The sequence below is a fragment of the Erwinia sp. L03-1 genome (genome assembly GCF_058686115.1).
In genome coordinates this window covers 734776-752896 of sequence record NZ_CM178762.1, presented here as the reverse complement: position 1 = coordinate 752896, position 18121 = coordinate 734776, and the positions used below count along the sequence as shown (strand labels likewise).

At 56.6% G+C, this 18121-nt stretch carries 15 protein-coding genes, 1 other RNA gene and 2 pseudogenes; 6 read left to right on the top strand and 12 right to left on the bottom strand.

Annotated elements, in window-relative coordinates; all coding sequences use genetic code 11:
- Window positions 1–8: 8 nt before the first annotated feature.
- Complete coding sequence (trhA, locus tag AC4PCC_RS03520; protein WP_492126411.1) at window positions 9–662, bottom strand: PAQR family membrane homeostasis protein TrhA; 654 nt, start codon at window positions 660–662, stop codon at window positions 9–11.
- A 269-nt stretch (window positions 663–931) separates the two neighbouring features.
- Here trhA and AC4PCC_RS03515 point away from each other — a divergent pair, with 269 nt between their 5' ends.
- On the top strand, window positions 932–1540 hold the full coding sequence (locus tag AC4PCC_RS03515; RefSeq protein WP_345828867.1) for an HD domain-containing protein: 609 nt from the start codon (window positions 932–934) through the stop codon (window positions 1538–1540).
- Between the two features lie 42 nt (window positions 1541–1582).
- On the top strand, window positions 1583–3022 hold the full coding sequence (locus AC4PCC_RS03510; RefSeq protein ID WP_492126410.1) for a 6-phospho-beta-glucosidase: 1440 nt from the start codon (window positions 1583–1585) through the stop codon (window positions 3020–3022).
- 9 nt (window positions 3023–3031) lie between these two features.
- Here AC4PCC_RS03510 and AC4PCC_RS03505 read toward each other — a convergent pair.
- From AC4PCC_RS03505 to gcvT, 5 genes and pseudogenes are all read right to left on the bottom strand, one after another.
- Window positions 3032–3151 (bottom strand): annotated as a pseudogene (locus AC4PCC_RS03505) (SDR family oxidoreductase); the annotation flags it as partial.
- Window positions 3147–3314: pseudogene (locus AC4PCC_RS03500) on the bottom strand (SDR family NAD(P)-dependent oxidoreductase); the annotation flags it as partial. The pseudogenes AC4PCC_RS03500 and AC4PCC_RS03505, both read right to left, overlap by 5 nt.
- A 62-nt stretch (window positions 3315–3376) precedes the next feature.
- Window positions 3377–6250 (bottom strand): aminomethyl-transferring glycine dehydrogenase, encoded by a 2874-nt coding sequence (gcvP, locus tag AC4PCC_RS03495; RefSeq protein ID WP_492126409.1) that lies wholly within the window; start codon window positions 6248–6250, stop codon window positions 3377–3379.
- Between the two features lie 114 nt (window positions 6251–6364).
- Complete coding sequence (gcvH, locus tag AC4PCC_RS03490) at window positions 6365–6751, bottom strand: glycine cleavage system protein GcvH (RefSeq protein WP_492126408.1); 387 nt, start codon at window positions 6749–6751, stop codon at window positions 6365–6367.
- Between the two features lie 36 nt (window positions 6752–6787).
- On the bottom strand, window positions 6788–7882 hold the full coding sequence (gcvT, locus tag AC4PCC_RS03485) for a glycine cleavage system aminomethyltransferase GcvT (RefSeq protein WP_492126407.1): 1095 nt from the start codon (window positions 7880–7882) through the stop codon (window positions 6788–6790).
- Between the two features lie 413 nt (window positions 7883–8295).
- On the opposite strand from gcvT, the gene AC4PCC_RS03480 reads away from it, so the two are divergent.
- Complete coding sequence (locus AC4PCC_RS03480) at window positions 8296–9372, top strand: hypothetical protein (protein WP_492126406.1); 1077 nt, start codon at window positions 8296–8298, stop codon at window positions 9370–9372.
- Here the strand turns inward: AC4PCC_RS03480 and ubiI are convergent.
- The 4 genes from ubiI to AC4PCC_RS03460 form a co-directional block, all read right to left on the bottom strand.
- A complete protein-coding gene (gene ubiI, locus AC4PCC_RS03475; protein ID WP_067708882.1) occupies window positions 9369–10571 on the bottom strand; it encodes an FAD-dependent 2-octaprenylphenol hydroxylase in 1203 nt (400 codons plus the stop codon). The genes AC4PCC_RS03480 and ubiI overlap by 4 nt on opposite strands.
- A 13-nt stretch (window positions 10572–10584) precedes the next feature.
- Window positions 10585–11763 (bottom strand): 2-octaprenyl-6-methoxyphenyl hydroxylase, encoded by a 1179-nt coding sequence (ubiH, locus tag AC4PCC_RS03470; protein ID WP_492126405.1) that lies wholly within the window; start codon window positions 11761–11763, stop codon window positions 10585–10587.
- Window positions 11760–13076, bottom strand: coding sequence for a Xaa-Pro aminopeptidase (gene pepP / locus AC4PCC_RS03465; protein WP_492126404.1), 1317 nt, complete (start codon window positions 13074–13076; stop codon window positions 11760–11762). Before pepP ends, ubiH begins: the two co-directional genes overlap by 4 nt.
- Window positions 13077–13188: 112 nt before the next feature.
- Complete coding sequence (locus AC4PCC_RS03460; RefSeq protein WP_492126403.1) at window positions 13189–13767, bottom strand: YecA/YgfB family protein; 579 nt, start codon at window positions 13765–13767, stop codon at window positions 13189–13191.
- A 169-nt stretch (window positions 13768–13936) separates the two neighbouring features.
- On the opposite strand from AC4PCC_RS03460, the gene zapA reads away from it, so the two are divergent.
- From zapA to AC4PCC_RS03445, 3 genes are all read left to right on the top strand, one after another.
- Window positions 13937–14266, top strand: a complete 330-nt coding sequence (gene zapA, locus AC4PCC_RS03455) for a cell division protein ZapA (RefSeq protein WP_416248106.1) — start codon at window positions 13937–13939, stop codon at window positions 14264–14266.
- A gap of 41 nt (window positions 14267–14307) precedes the next feature.
- Window positions 14308–14491, top strand: a non-coding RNA gene (gene ssrS, locus AC4PCC_RS03450) — 6S RNA.
- Between the two features lie 548 nt (window positions 14492–15039).
- Entirely contained in the window at window positions 15040–15627 is a 588-nt protein-coding gene (locus AC4PCC_RS03445) for a 5-formyltetrahydrofolate cyclo-ligase (RefSeq protein WP_492126402.1), read from the top strand.
- A gap of 273 nt (window positions 15628–15900) precedes the next feature.
- On the opposite strand, the gene serA is transcribed toward AC4PCC_RS03445, so the two are convergent.
- A complete protein-coding gene (serA, locus tag AC4PCC_RS03440) occupies window positions 15901–17136 on the bottom strand; it encodes a phosphoglycerate dehydrogenase (RefSeq protein ID WP_492126401.1) in 1236 nt (411 codons plus the stop codon).
- Between the two features lie 304 nt (window positions 17137–17440).
- Entirely contained in the window at window positions 17441–18097 is a 657-nt protein-coding gene (rpiA, locus tag AC4PCC_RS03435) for a ribose-5-phosphate isomerase RpiA (protein ID WP_067708868.1), read from the bottom strand.
- Window positions 18098–18121 lie beyond the last annotated feature (24 nt).

Genomic DNA, 18121 nt, shown 5'->3' with positions numbered 1-18121 from the left:
CCCCTGTATCACATCACGTACAGGTAGATCGCCAGAAAGTGGCAAACGCTGCCGCCGAGTACGAAGCCGTGCCAGATGGCATGGTTATAGGGGATGCGCTTCGAGCTATAAAAAATGACGCCCAGTGAATAGATTATCCCCCCCGCCGCCAGTAGCCATATGCCGCCCGCCGGCAGCTTCAGCGCCAGCTGATAAACCACAATCAGCGACAGCCAGCCCATCAGCAGATAGGTAATGACCGACAGCGCCTCAAAGCGGTTAATAAACACCAGCTTAAACAGCACCCCGAGCAGCGCCAGGCTCCAGATAATGACCATCAGCCCGTGTGCCAGCGGCGATTTCAGTCCGACCATCAGAAAAGGCGTGTAGGTTCCGGCGATCAACAAATAGATGGCGCAGTGGTCCAGCTTTTGCAGCCAGAGTTTGGCGGTCGGATGGGGAATGGCGTGATAGAGGGTTGAGGCCAGAAACAGCAGGATCATACTGCCGCCATAAAGGCTGTAGCTGATTATTGCTACGGTGTCTGCCTGGCTGGCGTTCGCCTCCGTGAGCATCAGCACCAGCCCAATAATGCCAAAAATAAAACCAATGCCGTGACTGATACTGTTGGCCACTTCTTCCGCCAGGGAATAGCCCTGCGCTAATAATGTTTTACCTGTCATACAATCCTGTTCTCCACATGCTGAGTCGGGCCCTTATTCAGCTCTGCACTGCCGTCAGATTGCAGCTAATGCTTCCTGTCACGCTGATACGCGTAGATGTGCCCGAAAATTGAGCATTTTTAGCTTAGCTGAGAATGATTTCAGAGTACAACTGTAAGCTTTATTAAACTGTGAATGCCTGTAACACATATTCTGGAAAGCAAAACGCAAACGTTTACCTTACAATAGTCGCCAACTTTTTTCCCCTTCAGGGAACGACGAGGTGAGTGATGTCTGAACAGGTAAACAGTGTCGATTTCGGGCCAATGACGCAGGTCATGGATTTTCTGATGGAGCTGGATAAGCTCAAACGTGTCGAACGCCGCACCCGGCTTATTGGCAACTCCCGCCATGAAAACTCAGCGGAGCACAGCTGGCATCTGGCCGTGGCCGCCATGAGTCTGGCCCCCTTTTTTGAGGGGGGAACTGACGTGCAGCGTGTCGTACAGATGGCGCTACTGCACGACGTGGTGGAGATCGATGCAGGAGACGTCATGGTCTATGACCTTGCGGCCCGCGAGGCCATTTCACACCAGGAGGTCGCCGCTGCCGATCGTCTGTTCGGCCTGCTGCCCGCCGCATTACAGCAGCGTTTCCGGGCGCTTTGGGACGAATATGAAGCCGGCGAAAGCGTTGATGCCCGCTTTGCCAATATGCTGGATCGCGCCCTGCCGATTATTCAGAATCTGCATAATCAGGGCCAGAGCTGGAAAGAGAATGGTATTCGGCTCGAACAGGTGCTGGCCCGCAACGTTGCGCTGGCAGAGCAGTGGCCGGCACTGTGGAACCATCTGGAAGGGCATCTTATTGAGGCCCAACGTAAGGGCTGGCTGCAATAATAGCTGGCCCTCTGGCTATATTTACCAAAAAGGATGAGAGTGATGACCAGCAAACAGCAATTGCCTGAAGGCTTCCTCTGGGGCGGCGCGGTGGCCGCACATCAGGTTGAGGGCGGCTGGGACCAGGGCGGAAAAGGCGTGAGCATTGCAGATGTCCTTTCCGGCGGCGCGCATGGCGTTGACCGCGTCATAACCGACGGCGTACAGGCGGGCAACAGCTATCCCAATCATCAGGCGGTTGATTTCTATTCCCGCTATAAAGAGGACGTGGCCCTCTTCGCTGAGATGGGGTTTAAATGCTTTCGCACCTCCATTGCCTGGACGCGGATCTTCCCTAACGGGGATGAGCATGAGCCTAACGAGGCCGGGCTACAGTTCTACGACGATCTGTTCGATGAGCTGCTGAAATACAACATTGAGCCGGTTATTACCCTGTCGCATTTTGAGATGCCAAATCACCTGGTGAAGGCGTATGGCGGCTGGCTGAATCGCAACGTCGTGGATTTCTTTGTTCGCTTCAGTCAGGTCGTGATGGAGCGCTACAAGAATAAAGTTAAATACTGGATGACCTTTAACGAGATCAATAACCAGCGTAACTGGCAGTATCCGCTGTTCGGCTATTGCTGCTCAGGCGTGGTATTTACCGACCATGATAATCCCGAACAGGCGATGTTTCAGGTGCTGCACCATCAGTTTGTCGCCAGCGCGCAGGTGGTCAGGCTGGGACATAACATCAATCCTGCGATGCAGATCGGCTGCATGATCGCCATGGTGCCGCTCTACCCCTGGTCCTGCCACCCCGAGGATGTGATGTTCGCGCAGGAAGCGATGCGTGAGCGCTTCCTGTTTAGCGACGTCCATATGCGCGGGTATTACCCTCCATACATACTTAACGAATGGGCGCGCAAGGGCTATGACATTGCCATGCTGCCGGAGGATGCCCGAACGCTTCGCGAGGGCTGTGCGGACTATATCGGCCTGAGCTACTACATGAGCAATGCGGTGCAGGCTCACGCGCAGGGCAGCGGCAGCGCGGTGTCGGGCTTTGCGGGCAGCGTACCCAATCCGCATGTAAAAGCCTCCGACTGGGGCTGGCAAATCGACCCGGTCGGGCTGAGATACAGCCTGGCTACCCTGTATGAACGCTATCAAAAGCCGCTATTTATTGTCGAAAACGGTTTCGGGGCGATTGATAACGTCGGGGCGGATGGATCGATTAACGACGACTACCGCATCGCCTATTTGCAGGCGCATATTGAGCAGATGAAGCAGGCGGTCTGCTATGACGGTGTCGAACTGATGGGCTACACCCCCTGGGGCTGTATTGACTGCGTCTCTTTCACCACCGGCCAGTACAGCAAGCGCTACGGGTTTATCTACGTGGATAAAAATGACGATGGCAGCGGTACGCTCAACCGCGCCAGGAAGAAAAGTTTTACCTGGTATCAGCAGGTGATCGCCAGCAACGGTGAAAAGCTGTAACGCCGGGTTTTATCGACCGCCGGCAGCGTCAATGATGCTGCCGGTAATGTAGGAAGCCTCATCGCTGAGCAGCCAGAGTATCGCCTGCGCGATCTCTTCTGGTTGTCCACCCCGCTGCATAGGGCACGCTAAAGGCCTGACCGCCCTGCTGCTGAATCATTGCCACAACGTCTTCGGCCGCCGCTGCACGTTGATGGTAGTTCACTGCAACCTGATAGCCCCGCTGCGCCAGTAGCAGCGACGTCGCTCGGCCAATACCCCGGCTGCCGCCGGTCACTAATGCCGTTTTCATCCTGCTTCTCCTGTTAAAAAGGGCACCGGGGTGCCCTTATAAACGCTGACCCACGCGGAAGGCTACTCGTATTCGCTTAGCGGAACGCAGGAGCAGAACAGATTGCGATCGCCGTAAACGTCGTCCAGCCGCTTAACCGTGGGCCAGTATTTGTTGTGACTGCCGGCCGGGAATACCGCCAGCTCACGGGTATAGGGATGCGTCCATTCGCCCACTATTTCTATCTGCGTATGCGGGGCATTAACCAGTGGATTATCGTCAGCCGGCCATTCGCCTCCGGCAACGCGATCTATCTCCATCCGAATAGCCAGCATCGCATCAATAAAGCGATCCAGTTCCCCCTTGCTCTCCGATTCCGTCGGCTCCACCATCAGCGTACCGCTGACCGGAAAGGACATGGTCGGTGCGTGAAAACCATAGTCAATCAGACGTTTAGCGATATCCAGTTCGCTGATGCCGGTCTGCTCCTTCAGGGGACGAATATCCAGGATGCATTCGTGCGCCACGCGGCCATCGCGTCCGGCATAGAGGATCGGAAAGGCAGACTGCAGCCGGGTGGCGATATAGTTAGCGTTGAGGATGGCGACCGAGCTTGCCTGCTTTAATCCTTCTGCCCCCATCATGCGAATATACATCCAGCTGATGGGCAGAATAGATGCGCTGCCAAAAGGCGCGGCGGAAACGGCCCCCTGCTGCGTGAGCATATCGTCAATCTGTACCACGCTATGTCCCGGCACGAAGGGCGCAAGGTGCGCTTTGACGCCAATCGGCCCCATTCCCGGCCCGCCTCCGCCATGAGGGATGCAGAAGGTTTTGTGCAGGTTAAGGTGTGACACATCCGCGCCAATATAGCCCGGCGTGGTGATCCCCACCTGGGCATTCATATTCGCCCCGTCAAGATAGACCTGCCCGCCATGCTGGTGAACAATCTGACAGACTTCACGGATAGTCTCTTCATACACGCCGTGAGTGGAGGGATAGGTGACCATAATACAGGAGAGCGCATCACCGGCCTGCTCTGCCTTTGCCCGCAGATCGTGCAGGTCAATATTGCCCTGCCTGTCGCAGGCCACCACCACCACCGACATACCGGCCATCTGCGCAGAAGCGGGATTGGTGCCGTGCGCCGATGCGGGGATCAGGCAGAGGGTGCGGCCCGGTTCATTGCGGCTTTCATGATAGCGGCGGATCGCCAGCAGACCCGCATATTCCCCCTGCGCCCCGGAGTTCGGCTGCATACAGAGCGCATCATAGCCGGTTAGCTGCACCAGCCACTGCGACAGCTGGCCGATCATTTGCAGGTAGCCGCCCGCCTGATCCGCCGGACAAAACGGGTGCAGTTCGGAAAATTCAGGCCAGGTAATCGGGATCATTTCTGCGGCGGCATTGAGCTTCATGGTGCAGGAGCCGAGCGGGATCATGGCCTGATTGAGCGCCAGATCCTTACGCGCCAGGCTATGCATATAGCGCATCATCTCGGTTTCGCTATGATGACGATTGAAAACCGGATGCGTCAGAACCGGCGTCTGGCGCAGCAGCGCGGGTGGCAGGGAGTGGCTCTGATCGCTGACGGCACTATCCAGCGCATCAATATTCTGCGCGTGATTTTCGCCGAGCAGAATAGAGAACAGGATGCTCACGTCATCGCGGGAGGTCGCTTCGCTCAGGGTGATGCCGACCGCATTATGGATATCCGTCCGCAGGTTAACGCCAAAGCTGAGCGCACGATCCAGTACCGCGGCTTTGTCGGTAACCTCGACGGTCAGGGTGTCAAACCAGGTGCGATGCCGCAGGGTCAGCCCGCCACGCTGCAGCCCGGCGGCAAGGATATCCGTCAGGCGATGGATGCGTGAGGCGATGCGCTTCAGGCCCTCTGGCCCATGGAAAACCGCATAGAGGCTGGCGATATTCGCCAACAGCACCTGCGACGTACAGATATTGGAGTTGGCCTTCTCGCGGCGAATGTGCTGCTCACGGGTCTGCATCGCCATGCGCAGCGCGGTATTCCCCGCTGCGTCGCGTGAGACGCCGATAATGCGGCCCGGCATCGAGCGTTTATGCTCCTCCCGCGTGGCGAAAAAGGCCGCATGGGGGCCGCCGTAGCCCATCGGTACGCCGAAGCGCTGCGCTGAACCAAAGACAATATCCGCGCCCTGGCTCCCCGGTGCCTGTAGCAGAAGCAGCGCCATAAAGTCGGCAGCCACGCTGACGATAATGCCGCGCTGTTTCAGCTGGTCAGTCAGGCTGGCATAGTCATGTACTTCCCCGGTCGTCCCCACCTGCTGAAGCAGTACGCCAAAAATAGCCTCGTGATCCAGTACCCTCTCGGCCTTATCCACCAGCACCTCAAAGCCAAAGGTGTCGGCACGGGTGCGCACCACGTCCAGCGTCTGGGGATGAATATCCTCAGCGACAAAAAAGCGGTTAGCCGATTTAAGCTTGCTGATGCGCTTTGACATCGCCATCGCCTCAGCGGCGGCGGTCGCCTCATCCAGCAGCGAAGCGGACGCGACATCCAGGCCGGTCAGATCCAGCGTGACCTGCTGAAAGTTAAGCAGCGCCTCCAGGCGACCCTGGGAGACCTCCGGCTGGTAGGGCGTATAGGCCGTGTACCACCCCGGATTTTCCAGCATATTGCGCAGAATAACCGGCGGGGTCAGCACCGGTGTATAGCCCATGCCGATATAGGAGGTATAACGCAGATTCTGGCTGGCAATCGCTTTTAGCTCCGCCAGCGCCTGATGCTCGGTAAGGGCATCCCCTACGGCGGGCGGGCCGGGCAGCTGGATATCGGCAGGTACGATGGAGCCGATCAGTTCAGAGAGAGAGCGGGAACCGATAGCATTCAGCATCGCCGCCTGCTGCGCCTGCGAAGGGCCAATATGGCGTTCGATAAACGCGCCGGTGTGTTCAAGCTGGCTGAGGGTCTGCGTCATGAGCGGAGGATCCTGAGTCGGGAAGTGAGAGGCGGGGAGACCCTTACTCGTCCCCCGCCGCCTGGTCAGAGGTGCGGGCAGGGCGAAATAGCCTTCGCCCACGCGGATCGCGATTTATTCGTCGATGCTGGTTTTGTAGTCATCGGCGTCAAGCAGTGCATCAAATTGTGATGCATCGCTGGCACGGATTTTAAACAGCCAGCCCCCGGCGTAGGGATCACTGTTGACCCGTTCCGGTTCGCCGTCGAGGGTGCTGTTAACCTCAATAATCTCGCCATCAATCGGCGCATAAATGTCGGAAGCTGCCTTAACTGACTCCGCCACGGCGCACTCGTCACCCTGGCTGAAGGTGGCACCAGGCTCCGGCAGGTCGACAAACACCATATCGCCCAGCAGTTCCTGAGCATGTTCGGTAATGCCCACGGTAAAGGTGCCGTCGGCTTCTTTACGCACCCATTCGTGGCTGTCGCGGTATTTCAGTTCATTTGGCACATTGCTCATCGCGCTGCTCTCCTGCAATCTGGAAGTGATCGGATATTATGCAACCGGCTTACCGGCGCGAACAAAAACGGGTTTGGTCACCTTAACCGGCATTTCACGGCTGCGGATCTGAACGATCGCTCGCTCGCCGATCCCGGTCGGAACGCGCGCGAGGGCAATGCTGCACCCCAGCGTTGGCGAGAACGACCCGCTGGTGATGGTGCCCTCCTGGAGGTTACCGGCCTCGTCGGTAAAGTGAACCGGCTGGCCATTACGCAGCACGCCTTTCTCTGTCATCACCAGCCCGACAAGCTGTTCTGTGCCTCTTTCACGCTGTGCCTCAAGCGCCTCGCGGCCAATAAATTCCCGTTCGCCTGGCTGCCAGGCCAGGGTCCAGCCCATATTAGCGGCCAGCGGTGAGACGCCTTCATCCATCTCCTGTCCATAGAGGTTCATGCCCGCCTCCAGACGCAGCGTGTCACGCGCGCCCAGCCCGGCGGGCTTCACGCCAGCCTCCAGCAGCCCCTGCCAGAATGCAGCCGCCTGCGCGTCAGGCAGGGCAATTTCGTAGCCCGCCTCACCGGTATAGCCGGTGGTGGCAATAAAGAGATCGTCCGCCTGCACGGCAAAAAAGGGTTTCATCCCCGCCACGGCCTGACGTTGGGCATCAGTGAAAAGCGTCTGTGCTTTGCGCTGTGCTTCCGGTCCCTGTACGGCAATCAGAGAGAGATCGTCACGCACCGTTAGCGCTATGCCGTAAGGCTTCGCGTGTTCGGTTATCCAGGCGAGATCTTTTTCACGCGTGGCAGAGTTCACCACCAGCCGAAAGGCATCCTCCGTTATAAAGTAAACAATCAGATCGTCTATCACGCCACCGGAGGCGTTCAGCATGGCGCTGTAGAGTGCCTTCCCGGGCTGAGTCAGCTTAGCGACATCATTGGCCAGCAGATAGCGGAGGAATTCCCGACAGCGCGCACCGCACAGATCGACGATGGTCATGTGCGAGACATCAAACATCCCCGCATCGGTTCGCACCGCGTGGTGCTCTTCAAGTTGAGAGCCGTAATGCAGCGGCATCATCCAGCCGTGGAAGTCGACCATTCGCGCACCACAGGCCTGATGCTGTTCAAACAAGGAAGTGTGCTGGGTCATAGTTTTCCTGTGCAGATGCAAGTTTTCAGGCGTCTGATCCGGGCGGATTAAGGCCGGACGCAAACGATAACCTGGCTTTGACGTTACCACCGAACCGCGCCATTAACCATAAGTAAAATGAGGTCGAATGGGTTTAACGCTCTCTCAGCGCCGGGAGGATTTTCCAGAACTTCTGACCAGAAAACTGCGCGAATGCGCACATAAAACGCAATTCATCGGTTTACAGGCAGGTTGAAAACAGGTTTTTTACCCGGTTGGGATGAATTCATGCTCCCCCGCAAACTGCATGACATTAAATAAAGTAATGCGAACTGAGCGGTTAAATTAGTTTATTTCAAATGAAGCGGCGGCACGGGAACATTCGAACCCAGGATGACACTTAACCGGATGTATACTTCTCAGGGCCGCCAGACATGGACATTAAATCACTCCCTTCTACGGTTAATACGCTCGCGCTGCATGGGTCTCCGTGGGGTTTTGAGATCCTCGCCTCCGGCGAGCTGAAGGCCAGCATCAATGATGCCAAAGGCGGGACACAATCACTCGAAGGCCGCATCTTCTTCTCAGATCGTACGCCTGAGCAGCCTTCAGACAGCGTGACCCGGAAAGACTTCCGCAGTAAGGCCCGTGTCTATGCCCGGGGCGAGGGAATGCAGAGCAGTAATGCTGCTTCACGTGCCTTTCAGCATCGAATGACACAGGCCATCGATCGGCATCTGGCCAGTGGGGCAGCACTCACCAGCAGCGGTAATTCCATCAGGCTACCGGTAAATGACGGAGAAACGGCGGACGAGGCCGTTGCCCGGTGGTTGCAAAGTCTTCTGAACGTCTCGCGTAACAGTAAGCTGGCCGCCTTCCGTACCACGCCATTTGAAAACCGCGCCAGCCTGCTGAAATTTCCTGAATCCATTACGCTTCATTCACCGAACAGCAGCCCACAGTCATTTAGCGGCGAAGCACTGAGGTCCCTGCTGATGGAGGCAGGCAACAGGCTGAGAAGCCAGCTGGAGCAGGGTAAAACGCCGCTATTAGCGCTGATCAATAAGGGGAGCGTTGTACCGATGGTGTTCGGCTTCAGCAAAATTGAGGGGCTTGAGACGCACGCCATCAGCGGCACGCTGAGTAAAAACATCAAAAACTACAGCTACCAGAATGAAAATCATCCGCTCAGCGGATCCGCTAAAGGGGGGAAATTAAAAGAGATCGAGCTGGGCAGTCTGGAAGATTTGGCCACGCTGAGTCTGGCTTCTCTGGCAAAAGGTGTCCCCCTACCCGGCCAGACGTTAATCAGGATTAATCCCGCCGCCCGGGATAAAGCTGCGCAAAACACCCGGGCGCGCTATCTCGATGCACAGCAGCTGAGCAGATTTCAACACAGGCTTGCGGCGCTGCTGAAGGATGAGGGTATCAGGATAGAAAACGCGACGCTGCCCGAGCTACAGCAGATCAATGAAGCAGTACGCGGCAACGATCTTGCCGCGTGGATTTAGCGCAGCCACTCCGGCAGATCGTTAAGCCCCATTGCCTGCTTCAGCAAACGGGGTTTTACGCCGGGCAGGTTATCCGCCAGGCTTAGCCCGATGTCACGCAGCAGCTTTTTCGCCGGATTATTGCCGTCAAAAAGTTCGCGAAACCCCTGCATACCGGCCAGCATCATCGCCGCGCTGTGTTTGCGACTGCGCTCGTAGCGGCGCAGGTAGAGGTGCTGTCCGATATCTTTCCCCTGCTGATGCAGACGCTTAATTTCCCCGATAAGCTCCGCCGCATCCATAAAGCCGAGATTGACGCCCTGCCCGGCCAGCGGATGAATGGTATGGGCCGCATCGCCGACCAGCGCCAGGCGGTGCGCCGCGAAATTACGCGCGTAGCGCCCCATCAGGGGATAGGTTTTGCGTTCACTCTCTACCGTGCACAGGCCCAGCCGCAGATCGAAGGCAACCGAAAGCTGCTGATTAAATACGGCTTCCGGCATGGATTGCAGACGGGTGGCCTCCTGCGGACTGACCGACCACACAATCGAACAGAGGGTGGGGTCGCTGAGCGGCAGAAAGGCCAGAATACCTTCGCCGTGAAACACCTGCCGGGCAACGCTGCCATGCGGCTGTTCGGTACGGATATGGGCCACCAGCGCATGATGCTCGTAGTCCCAGAACGCCAGCGGAATATCCGCTTTATTACGCAGCCAGGAGTTCGCTCCGTCTGCCGCCACCAGCAGTCTCGCGCTCATCATCGTACCGTCGGCCAGGGTGACAAAGGCCTCATTGTCACCAAACGCCACCTGCTGAAGTTCCGCCGGGGAGACGATTGTGACGTCGTTCAGCTCGCTGGCTTTTTGCCACAGGGCCTGATGAATAACCGGGTTTTCGATAATGTGCCCAAGATGGGGCAGCCCCTGGTGGGCATCATCAAATTCAATACGGCCAAAGCTGTCGCGGTCCCAGACTTCCATGCCGTGATAGGGGCTGGCCCCTGCCGCCAGGATGGCAGACCAGACGTCCAGATGCTGAAGCAGGCGCTCGCTGGCGGCGTTAATCGCCGACACCCTGAGTGCGGGCTGTGCATCTGCCGCCTGAGCGACGGGTGCCTCACGCTCCAGCACGGCAATGCTTAATCCGCTGCCGTGCAGGCCACAGGCGACGGCAAGACCGACCATTCCGCCACCGGCGACGATAACATCATACGTTTGCATAACAGCTTTCTCCTTAACGCTTAACCCAGCCCAACGTGCGCTCGGCCAGCAAATTTCGCATCAGCGGGACAGAATCCATCGCCAGTAAACCCAGATTACGCCCTGCCACCAGTGGCGTATAGCGGTTAGCAAACAGCCTGACCAGCGCATCGGTAATACCGATGGTCGCTTTGGCATCCGGCTGACGGCGCTGCTGATACTGTTGCAGCGTGGCATAGCTTCCGACATCCTGGCCGGTGCGCCAGGCGGCAGCAACCGTCTCCGCCAGCGACATGACGTCGCGCAGGCCTAAATTAAATCCCTGTCCGGCAATAGGGTGCAGGGTCTGCGCCGCATTACCTACCAGGGCCAGCCGGTGTGAGGTGTGCTGAGAGGCGGCCTGAAGCCGCAGCGGGTAGCTGTGACGCTGGCCAACCTGGGTAAAACGGCCCAGCCGCCAGCCAAAGGCGCGCTGCAATTCGGACAGGAAGCGCGTATCGCTCCAGGCGTCAACCTGCGGCTTATCCATCAGCGGATGACACCAGACCAGCGAGCTGCGTCCTGCCGACATCGGCAGCAGCGCCAGCGGGCCATGCTCGGTGAAGCGCTCCCAGGCCCTTCCCCGATGAGGCTGCTCCGTAGAGACGTTGGCGATAACGGCGACCTGCTGATAATCCTGCTGCTGCCACTGTATGCCGCAGGCCGCGGCAACGGAGGAGTGCGACCCGTCTGCCGCGACCAGCAGCTGGGCCTCCAGGCTTTCGCCGTCATCCAGCGTCACGCTGATGCTTTCCTGCGAACGTGAAACGGTAGCCACTTTAGCCGGGCAGCAGAGACGCACGCCGGGGGCCTTTTGCAGCAGGGTAAACAACCGCCGTCCCACCTCATGCAGTTCAACCACCTGACCCAGCGCCCCGATGTCATAATCGGCCGCATCCAGCGACACAAAGGCCGCATGGCCGCGATCGCTGACGTGAACGTGCGTGATCGCCGTGGCGCAGGGTTTTAGCACGGGCCATAAATTAATGGCTGCCAGCTGCTGGCAGGTGCCATCCGCGACGGCGATGGCGCGACCATCATAGCCTGGGTGCGCACGCGACCCCGGCTCGCTGGCCTCAACCAGCGTTACCGCCACGCTTCCCTGAGTGAGAGACGAAATGGCCAGTGCCAGCGTCGCGCCAGCCATGCCGCCGCCCGCAATAATAATGCTCATTGTGCTTTCGCTGCCGCCATCAGGGCCTCAATCTCGTCTGCTTCTTTCACCACGCCTGCGGTGAGGTTCTCATTCCCCTCTGCGGTAATAATGACGTCATCCTCGATGCGAATGCCGATACCGCGATATTCCGCTGGCACGTCGGCGTCTGGCGCGATATAGAGCCCTGGCTCAATGGTAATCACCATGCCGGGCTCAAGTACGCGGTCACGATCGGTCCCGTAGAAACCGACGTCATGGACGTCCAGCCCCAGCCAGTGGCTCAGGCCATGCATAAAGAATTGTCGGTGTGCCTGCTCTTCAATCAGGGTGTCGACCTCCCCTTCCATCACCCCAAGCCGGACCAGCCCGCTCACCATAATACGGACAACCTGTGCATTGACTTCGCGGATGCTGGTGCCGGGGCGAAACAGCCTCAGCGCCGTATTCAGCGACTCCAGCACAATGTCGTAAATGGCACGCTGCGGCGCTGAGAACTTACCATTCACCGGGAAGGTGCGGGTGATATCTCCGGCATACCCCTGATATTCACATCCGGCATCAATCAGCACCAGATCGCCATCGCGCATGCGGCTCTCGTTTTCGGTGTAGTGCAGAATACAGCCGTTCTCACCCGCACCCACGATGGTGTTGTAGGAGGGGTAGCGCGCACCATGACGATTAAATTCGTGGTGGATTTCACCTTCCAGCTGATACTCAAACATGCCTGGCCGACAGGCTTGCATCGCGCGGGTATGCGCCAGGGCGCTGATACGTCCGGCTTCACGCAGCAGCGCCTGCTCTTCGGGTGACTTAATCAGGCGCATTTCATGGACCCAGGGGCGCCAGTCAGTGAGCGTCGACGGGGCAAAACGGTTTTGCCGCGCGCCGTTACGCAACGTTTCCAGTGCAGCAAACAGCAGGCCGTCGGCGACAGGGTAAAGCCCCTGCGCATGGTAGACCACATCCAGCCCGTTCAGCAGCTGGGGCAGCTGCTCGCTGATAGCGTCCCAGGGGAGCGCACGGTCAACGGACAAGGCGGCCGGTGCGGCATCCTGGCCCAGACGGCGACCGAACCAGATTTCCGCCGTAAGATCGCGCACGCGATTGAACAGCACGCTGTGACTATGGTTTTCGGCGCTTTTGATCAGCACCAGTACGGCTTCAGGCTCGTTAAAACCGGTGAAATACCAAAAATCACTGTTCTGACGGTAAGGGTACTCGCTGTCATTACTGCGGGTCGCCTCCGGTGCGGCGAAAATCACCGCCGCGCTGGCGGGTGCCATTTTAGCCAGCAGTGCCTGCCGGCGACGAACGAACTCTTGCTGTATCATCAGCTCTCCTGGGGCAATCCTTGTGGGTCACCGTCCGCTAAATAATTGCGCGTCATACCGCTGCACGTTGTTGCGTAACCCGCCTGCACTCTGCATTCACTGGAACAATCCTTTAGTGCAGAGTCGGTTTTTTCACTTCCACTGCGGTCGGGACCACATGAGTAAAGGTATCATGGCAGAGCAGCGCGGCAACGCGAACGTATTCGATCACCTCCTCCAGCGACTGCTCCAGCTCTTCCTGATCTTCGTCTTCATCGTAGCCCAGTTGCGCGATAGTGCGCAGGTCGTCAATCGCCTCACCCGTTTCTCCGGTGACTTTATCCAGCTTTGGCTGAGAAACGCCCAGCCCCAGCAGGAAATGATTGACCCAACCGGCCAGCGCATCGGCGCGGTCAAAGACGGTGATGTCATCGTCCTGGGGCAGATACAGCTGAAACAGGAAGCCCTCCTCCTCCAGCGCGTCAACAATGCCCTGGTGCAGCTGCTGAAGCGGCAGAGCAAGCGACTGAGAGAAAGCCATTCCTTCATTGGTCAGGTCATGAACCAGCGCTTTCCAGCTGGTGTCATTGTTACCGCCGCAGATCATTCCGCTGATCAGACCGTGCATTTCAGCAGGCGTCATTCCCACGCCCTGCTGCGTCAGTACTGAGGCCAGCTGGTCATAGCCCGGCATTGTGTTTGTTAGTGGCATACGTTTTGATCGTCGTTGGCTGGATGAGTTCGTGGTATGCTACCACCAGGTGCCTCAACGATTCCAGAAAGGGGTTGTTTCTTCTGTTAGGGGTAGTTATAGTGGCGCCCCTCTCAACCCATTGAGTGGTATAGAGATTGGCGGCGCAGTAATCATTCAGGATGGTGGCATGTCTGCACAACCCGTAGATTTACAAATTTTTGGCCGTTCTTTACGAGTAAATTGTCCGCCTGAACAGCAAGATGCGCTGAATCTGGCTGCCGAAGACCTCAATCAGCGGTTGCAAGATTTAAAAGTTCGCACTAGAGTCACAAATACCGAGCAGCTGGTTTTTATTGCCGCGTTGAATGTTTGTCATGAGCTGGCGCAGGAAAAAGGAAAAACCCGCGACTATGCCAGTAACATGGAGCAGCGTATTCGTATGTTGCAGCAGACTATTGAACAGGCACTGCTTGAGCAGGGTCGCATTACAGAACGTAGCGGTCCAAAGTTCGAATAACACCTCATCGTTTACTGTGATACAGTGACGGTGAAGTAAAAAATTCTCTGAGATGTTTGCAAGCGGGCCCGTCCCCTGAGCCGATATTTAATACCAACAGAGTGTGACGCTCTGTAACCTGTGTGCAAGCTCGGTCCGTCCGAGAAGCCTGATGGTTGCGACGGCATACTCACCTTGAACCAAGGGTTCAAGGGTTACAGCCCGCGGCGGCATCTCGGAGATACCCCATTTTTACCCCGCTTCGCATCTGAACGGGTTCTGTTTTCATCCCCTGGCTACTGAACGCCTTTTCCTCTAAGGCATCTGCTTACTCTAAGGCATCTGCCGCGAAAAAGCTAAACCCCCACCCCCCATCCGACTTAGCCGTGCCTGTTCCACACATAAGCTACTCATAAGCCGCACCGCCAATAAGCTGCATCCCGTTACCGTAAGCAAAAGCCGCTTTGCCGCTTTCATCAAGATTGCATTGATTCAGAAACTGCCTCGCATCATTACCGGGTCGAAATAGATAAGGGTAGTCGGTAGAGAAGAGAATTCGCCCGACGCCCACAATGGCTACCGCCCTGTTCAGGAATCACCCGAAGGGCGGGCAGACGATCGAATAAGGCTGTGCTGAGATGACGGTTTGCCCGGTCGGGGTCGAAGTTTCGTTGTTCCTGTGGCAGAATTCTGATGGATTAGGTTGTATACCGCGCTAATGATTCTGAGTCATTGCTGCGATCGGCCCGTAGATAATCCGCTTTCGGACCCGCCACTCAGCCAGGGTGATGTTTATGAATATAAGCCTTCCCACTCGCCAGGAGATCCGCACGCGCGCTCGACACCTTCGGCGTAACCTGACGACAGAGCAGCAGCTCAATGCAGCTAATCAGGCAGCTATCCTCGCAATGAATTTTGCGCCGGTACAGCAGGCCCATAAGGTCGCACTTTTCCTCTCTTTTGACGGTGAACTCAACACAAAACCGCTGATAGCCGAACTGAGGCAGCGCGGTAAACAGGTGTATCTCCCGGTTCTGCATCCGTTTTCCACAGGCCAGCTGCTGTTTATTCGCTACGATGCCAGCACCCCGCTCACACCTAATCGCCTGGGTATTCCCGAGCCGCCGCTGGATATTCGTAATCTGGCAACGCTCAGCGATCTGGATGTGCTGATGGTACCTCTGGTGGCGTTTGATGCGCAGGGGCAACGGCTGGGTATGGGTGGCGGTTTTTATGACCGGACGCTGCAGTACTGGCCGCAGCATGGGCTGTTACCGGTAGGGTTGGCTCACGATTGTCAGCAGGTGGAGGCGCTACCTGGAGCAGACTGGGACGTGCCGCTGCCGGTAATCATTACGCCCTCTAAGGTTTGGCAGTGGTGAATACGGCGTTTTGAGTGCATCAGGTAAATACACGAACCTGAAGTCAGCAAATTTAAAAGCGAGTCGACATATTCAAATTCGATAATCGTTTAAATTCAAAAAAATAAGAACTTCGTAAATACGAAAATGGTTTTACTAAAAGCAGCTGAAATAAGGATACTGCGCTCAGGGAGCGGCGGGCAAGGATGCCCGCTCGCGACCGGGAAGTCCGGCCTGGAAACCCGGTTAAACTACACCGCACAGCCGTATTAAGGCGGGCGGACAAGTCAATTATCAGTAAAGCAGACGGGCACGGATAGTGCCTGGAATCGCCTTCATTAGCTGAAGTGCCGTATTCGCAACCTCATGTGATGCGTCGATATCAATCACCACATAGCCCATCTGCGGTGTGGTTTGCAGATACTGTGCGGCAATGTTGATGCCCTGCCCGGCAAAAATGTTGTTAAGTGCCGTTAGGATACCCGGGCGATTCTCGTGAATATGCAGTAAACGACTCTGCTCACCGTGCATCGGCAACGAGACTTCCGGGAAGTTAACCGCTGAGAGCGTTGAGCCGTTGTCGGAGTATTTCGCCAGCTTGCCCGCGACTTCGACGCCGATATTTTCCTGCGCTTCCTGCGTTGAACCACCAATATGCGGCGTCAGGATCACATTATCAAATTCGCAAAGCGGTGAATTGAACGGATCGCTGTTGGTCGCAGGTTCTTCCGGGAATACGTCAATTGCCGCCCCGGCGAGATGTTTGTCGGCCAGCACCTTACACAGCGCAGGAATATCTACCACCGTCCCGCGAGAGGCATTAATCAGCAGCGAGCCCGGTTTCATCATCGCCAGCTCCTCTGGCCCCATCATATTCTGCGTCGATGCCGTTTCCGGTACGTGCAGGCTAACCACGTCGCTCATATTCAGCAGCTCGGACAGGTAGCGCACCTGCGTGGCATTACCCAATGGCAGCTTGTTCTCAATGTCGTAGAAATAGACGTGCATCCCCAGGCTTTCCGCCAGCACACCCAGCTGCATGCCAATATGACCGTAGCCAATGATACCCAGCTTCTTGCCGCGCGCCTCATAGGAACCCGCCGCCAGCTTATTCCAGACGCCCCGGTGGGCTTTGGCATTGGCCATCGGTACGCCACGAAGCATCAACAGCAGTTCACCGATTACCAGTTCAGCAACGGATCGGGTATTGGAGAAAGGCGCATTAAAAACCGGGATCCCGCGCTTCGCTGCTGCATTAAGGTCAACCTGATTGGTTCCAATGCAGAAACAGCCCACCGCTACCAGCTTTTCAGCCGCTGCGAAGATCTCTTCGCTAAGATGCGTGCGTGAGCGGATACCGATAAAGTGCGCATCACGAACGGAGGCTTTCAGCGACTCACTGTCCAGCGCGCCTTTATGAAATTCGATGTTGGTATAGCCTGACGCGCGCAAATTATCGATCGCGCTCTGGTGTACGCCTTCCACCAGCAGGAACTTAATCTTATCTTTCTCCAGTGATACTTTTGACATTTCCCGACCCTATTTATCAGACTTCAGAAGGAGCTGACCTCACAATATTTTTCAGATATAAGGCAGCCTTCTGTCAAAGTATCAAAATCTACGCCTGCGGCAATACAAACGATTGCCCGGCAGGCAGCATGGCAGCGACGCATCAGGGGGCAAACTGGCAGATAATCACGGTGTAAAGCCTCGCGCCAGTGCGATCGGCCGACCTGCGGAGTTTATGTGATATAAGTCACTATATTTCCAGGTCTGAAAGAAAAGATGTTTTTTAACTAAAATTATCCCGCGCCCTGAGGCGCAGGTCAGATCCTCACTGAAGGACTTTAACGCCCTCTGGCGTACCGATTAAGGCAATATCGGCACCGCGCGCCGCAAACAGCCCGACAGTGACCACGCCAGGCAGTGCATTTATCGCCTTTTCCAGCGCGACGGCATCCATAATTTGAAGATTATGCACGTCGAGAATATCGTTACCGTTATCAGTCAGGACATGCTGACGGTATTCCGGCAGCCCACCCAGCTTGACCAGTTCACGCGCCACATAGCTACGCGCCATCGGGATAACCTCAACTGGCAGTGGAAAATGACCCAATACGTCCACCTGTTTGGAACTGTCAGCGATGCAGATAAATTTTTCGGCCACGGCGGCAATAATTTTTTCACGCGTAAGCGCAGCACCGCCGCCTTTGATCATCTGAAGGGAGGCATTAATTTCATCAGCGCCGTCGACATAAACCGACAGGGAGTCAACCTCGTTCAGATCGAAAACCGGTATTCCCAGCGCTTTTAATAACGCGGTAGAGGCATCGGAGCTGGATACGGCTCCTTCAATCTGGTGCCTGACAGACCCCAGCGCATCGATAAAATGAGCGGCGGTAGACCCCGTACCTACGCCAACAATCGTTCCCGGCTGTACGTATTTCAGTGCGGCCCAGCCGACCGCCTTTTTCAGTTCATCCTGCGTCATAATATGTTTAGAATCCGTACTGAT

Excerpts from the sequence above, each read along its gene's own strand:
- gcvP (WP_492126409.1), bottom strand. The coding sequence starts at position 6,250 with ATGACGCAGACCCTCAGCCAGCTTGAACACACCGGCGCGTTTATCGAA.
- serA (WP_492126401.1), bottom strand. The coding sequence starts at position 17,136 with ATGTCAAAAGTATCACTGGAGAAAGATAAGATTAAGTTCCTGCTGGTG.
- ubiH (WP_492126405.1), bottom strand. The coding sequence starts at position 11,763 with ATGAGCATTATTATTGCGGGCGGCGGCATGGCTGGCGCGACGCTGGCA.
- pepP (WP_492126404.1), bottom strand. The coding sequence starts at position 13,076 with ATGATACAGCAAGAGTTCGTTCGTCGCCGGCAGGCACTGCTGGCTAAA.
- AC4PCC_RS03515 (WP_345828867.1), top strand. The coding sequence starts at position 932 with ATGTCTGAACAGGTAAACAGTGTCGATTTCGGGCCAATGACGCAGGTC.
- trhA (WP_492126411.1), bottom strand. The coding sequence starts at position 662 with ATGACAGGTAAAACATTATTAGCGCAGGGCTATTCCCTGGCGGAAGAA.
- AC4PCC_RS03510 (WP_492126410.1), top strand. The coding sequence starts at position 1,583 with ATGACCAGCAAACAGCAATTGCCTGAAGGCTTCCTCTGGGGCGGCGCG.
- ubiI (WP_067708882.1), bottom strand. The coding sequence starts at position 10,571 with ATGCAAACGTATGATGTTATCGTCGCCGGTGGCGGAATGGTCGGTCTT.
- AC4PCC_RS03480 (WP_492126406.1), top strand. The coding sequence starts at position 8,296 with ATGGACATTAAATCACTCCCTTCTACGGTTAATACGCTCGCGCTGCAT.
- AC4PCC_RS03445 (WP_492126402.1), top strand. The coding sequence starts at position 15,040 with ATGAATATAAGCCTTCCCACTCGCCAGGAGATCCGCACGCGCGCTCGA.
- rpiA (WP_067708868.1), bottom strand. The coding sequence starts at position 18,097 with ATGACGCAGGATGAACTGAAAAAGGCGGTCGGCTGGGCCGCACTGAAA.
- gcvT (WP_492126407.1), bottom strand. The coding sequence starts at position 7,882 with ATGACCCAGCACACTTCCTTGTTTGAACAGCATCAGGCCTGTGGTGCG.
- gcvH (WP_492126408.1), bottom strand. The coding sequence starts at position 6,751 with ATGAGCAATGTGCCAAATGAACTGAAATACCGCGACAGCCACGAATGG.
- zapA (WP_416248106.1), top strand. The coding sequence starts at position 13,937 with ATGTCTGCACAACCCGTAGATTTACAAATTTTTGGCCGTTCTTTACGA.
- AC4PCC_RS03460 (WP_492126403.1), bottom strand. The coding sequence starts at position 13,767 with ATGCCACTAACAAACACAATGCCGGGCTATGACCAGCTGGCCTCAGTA.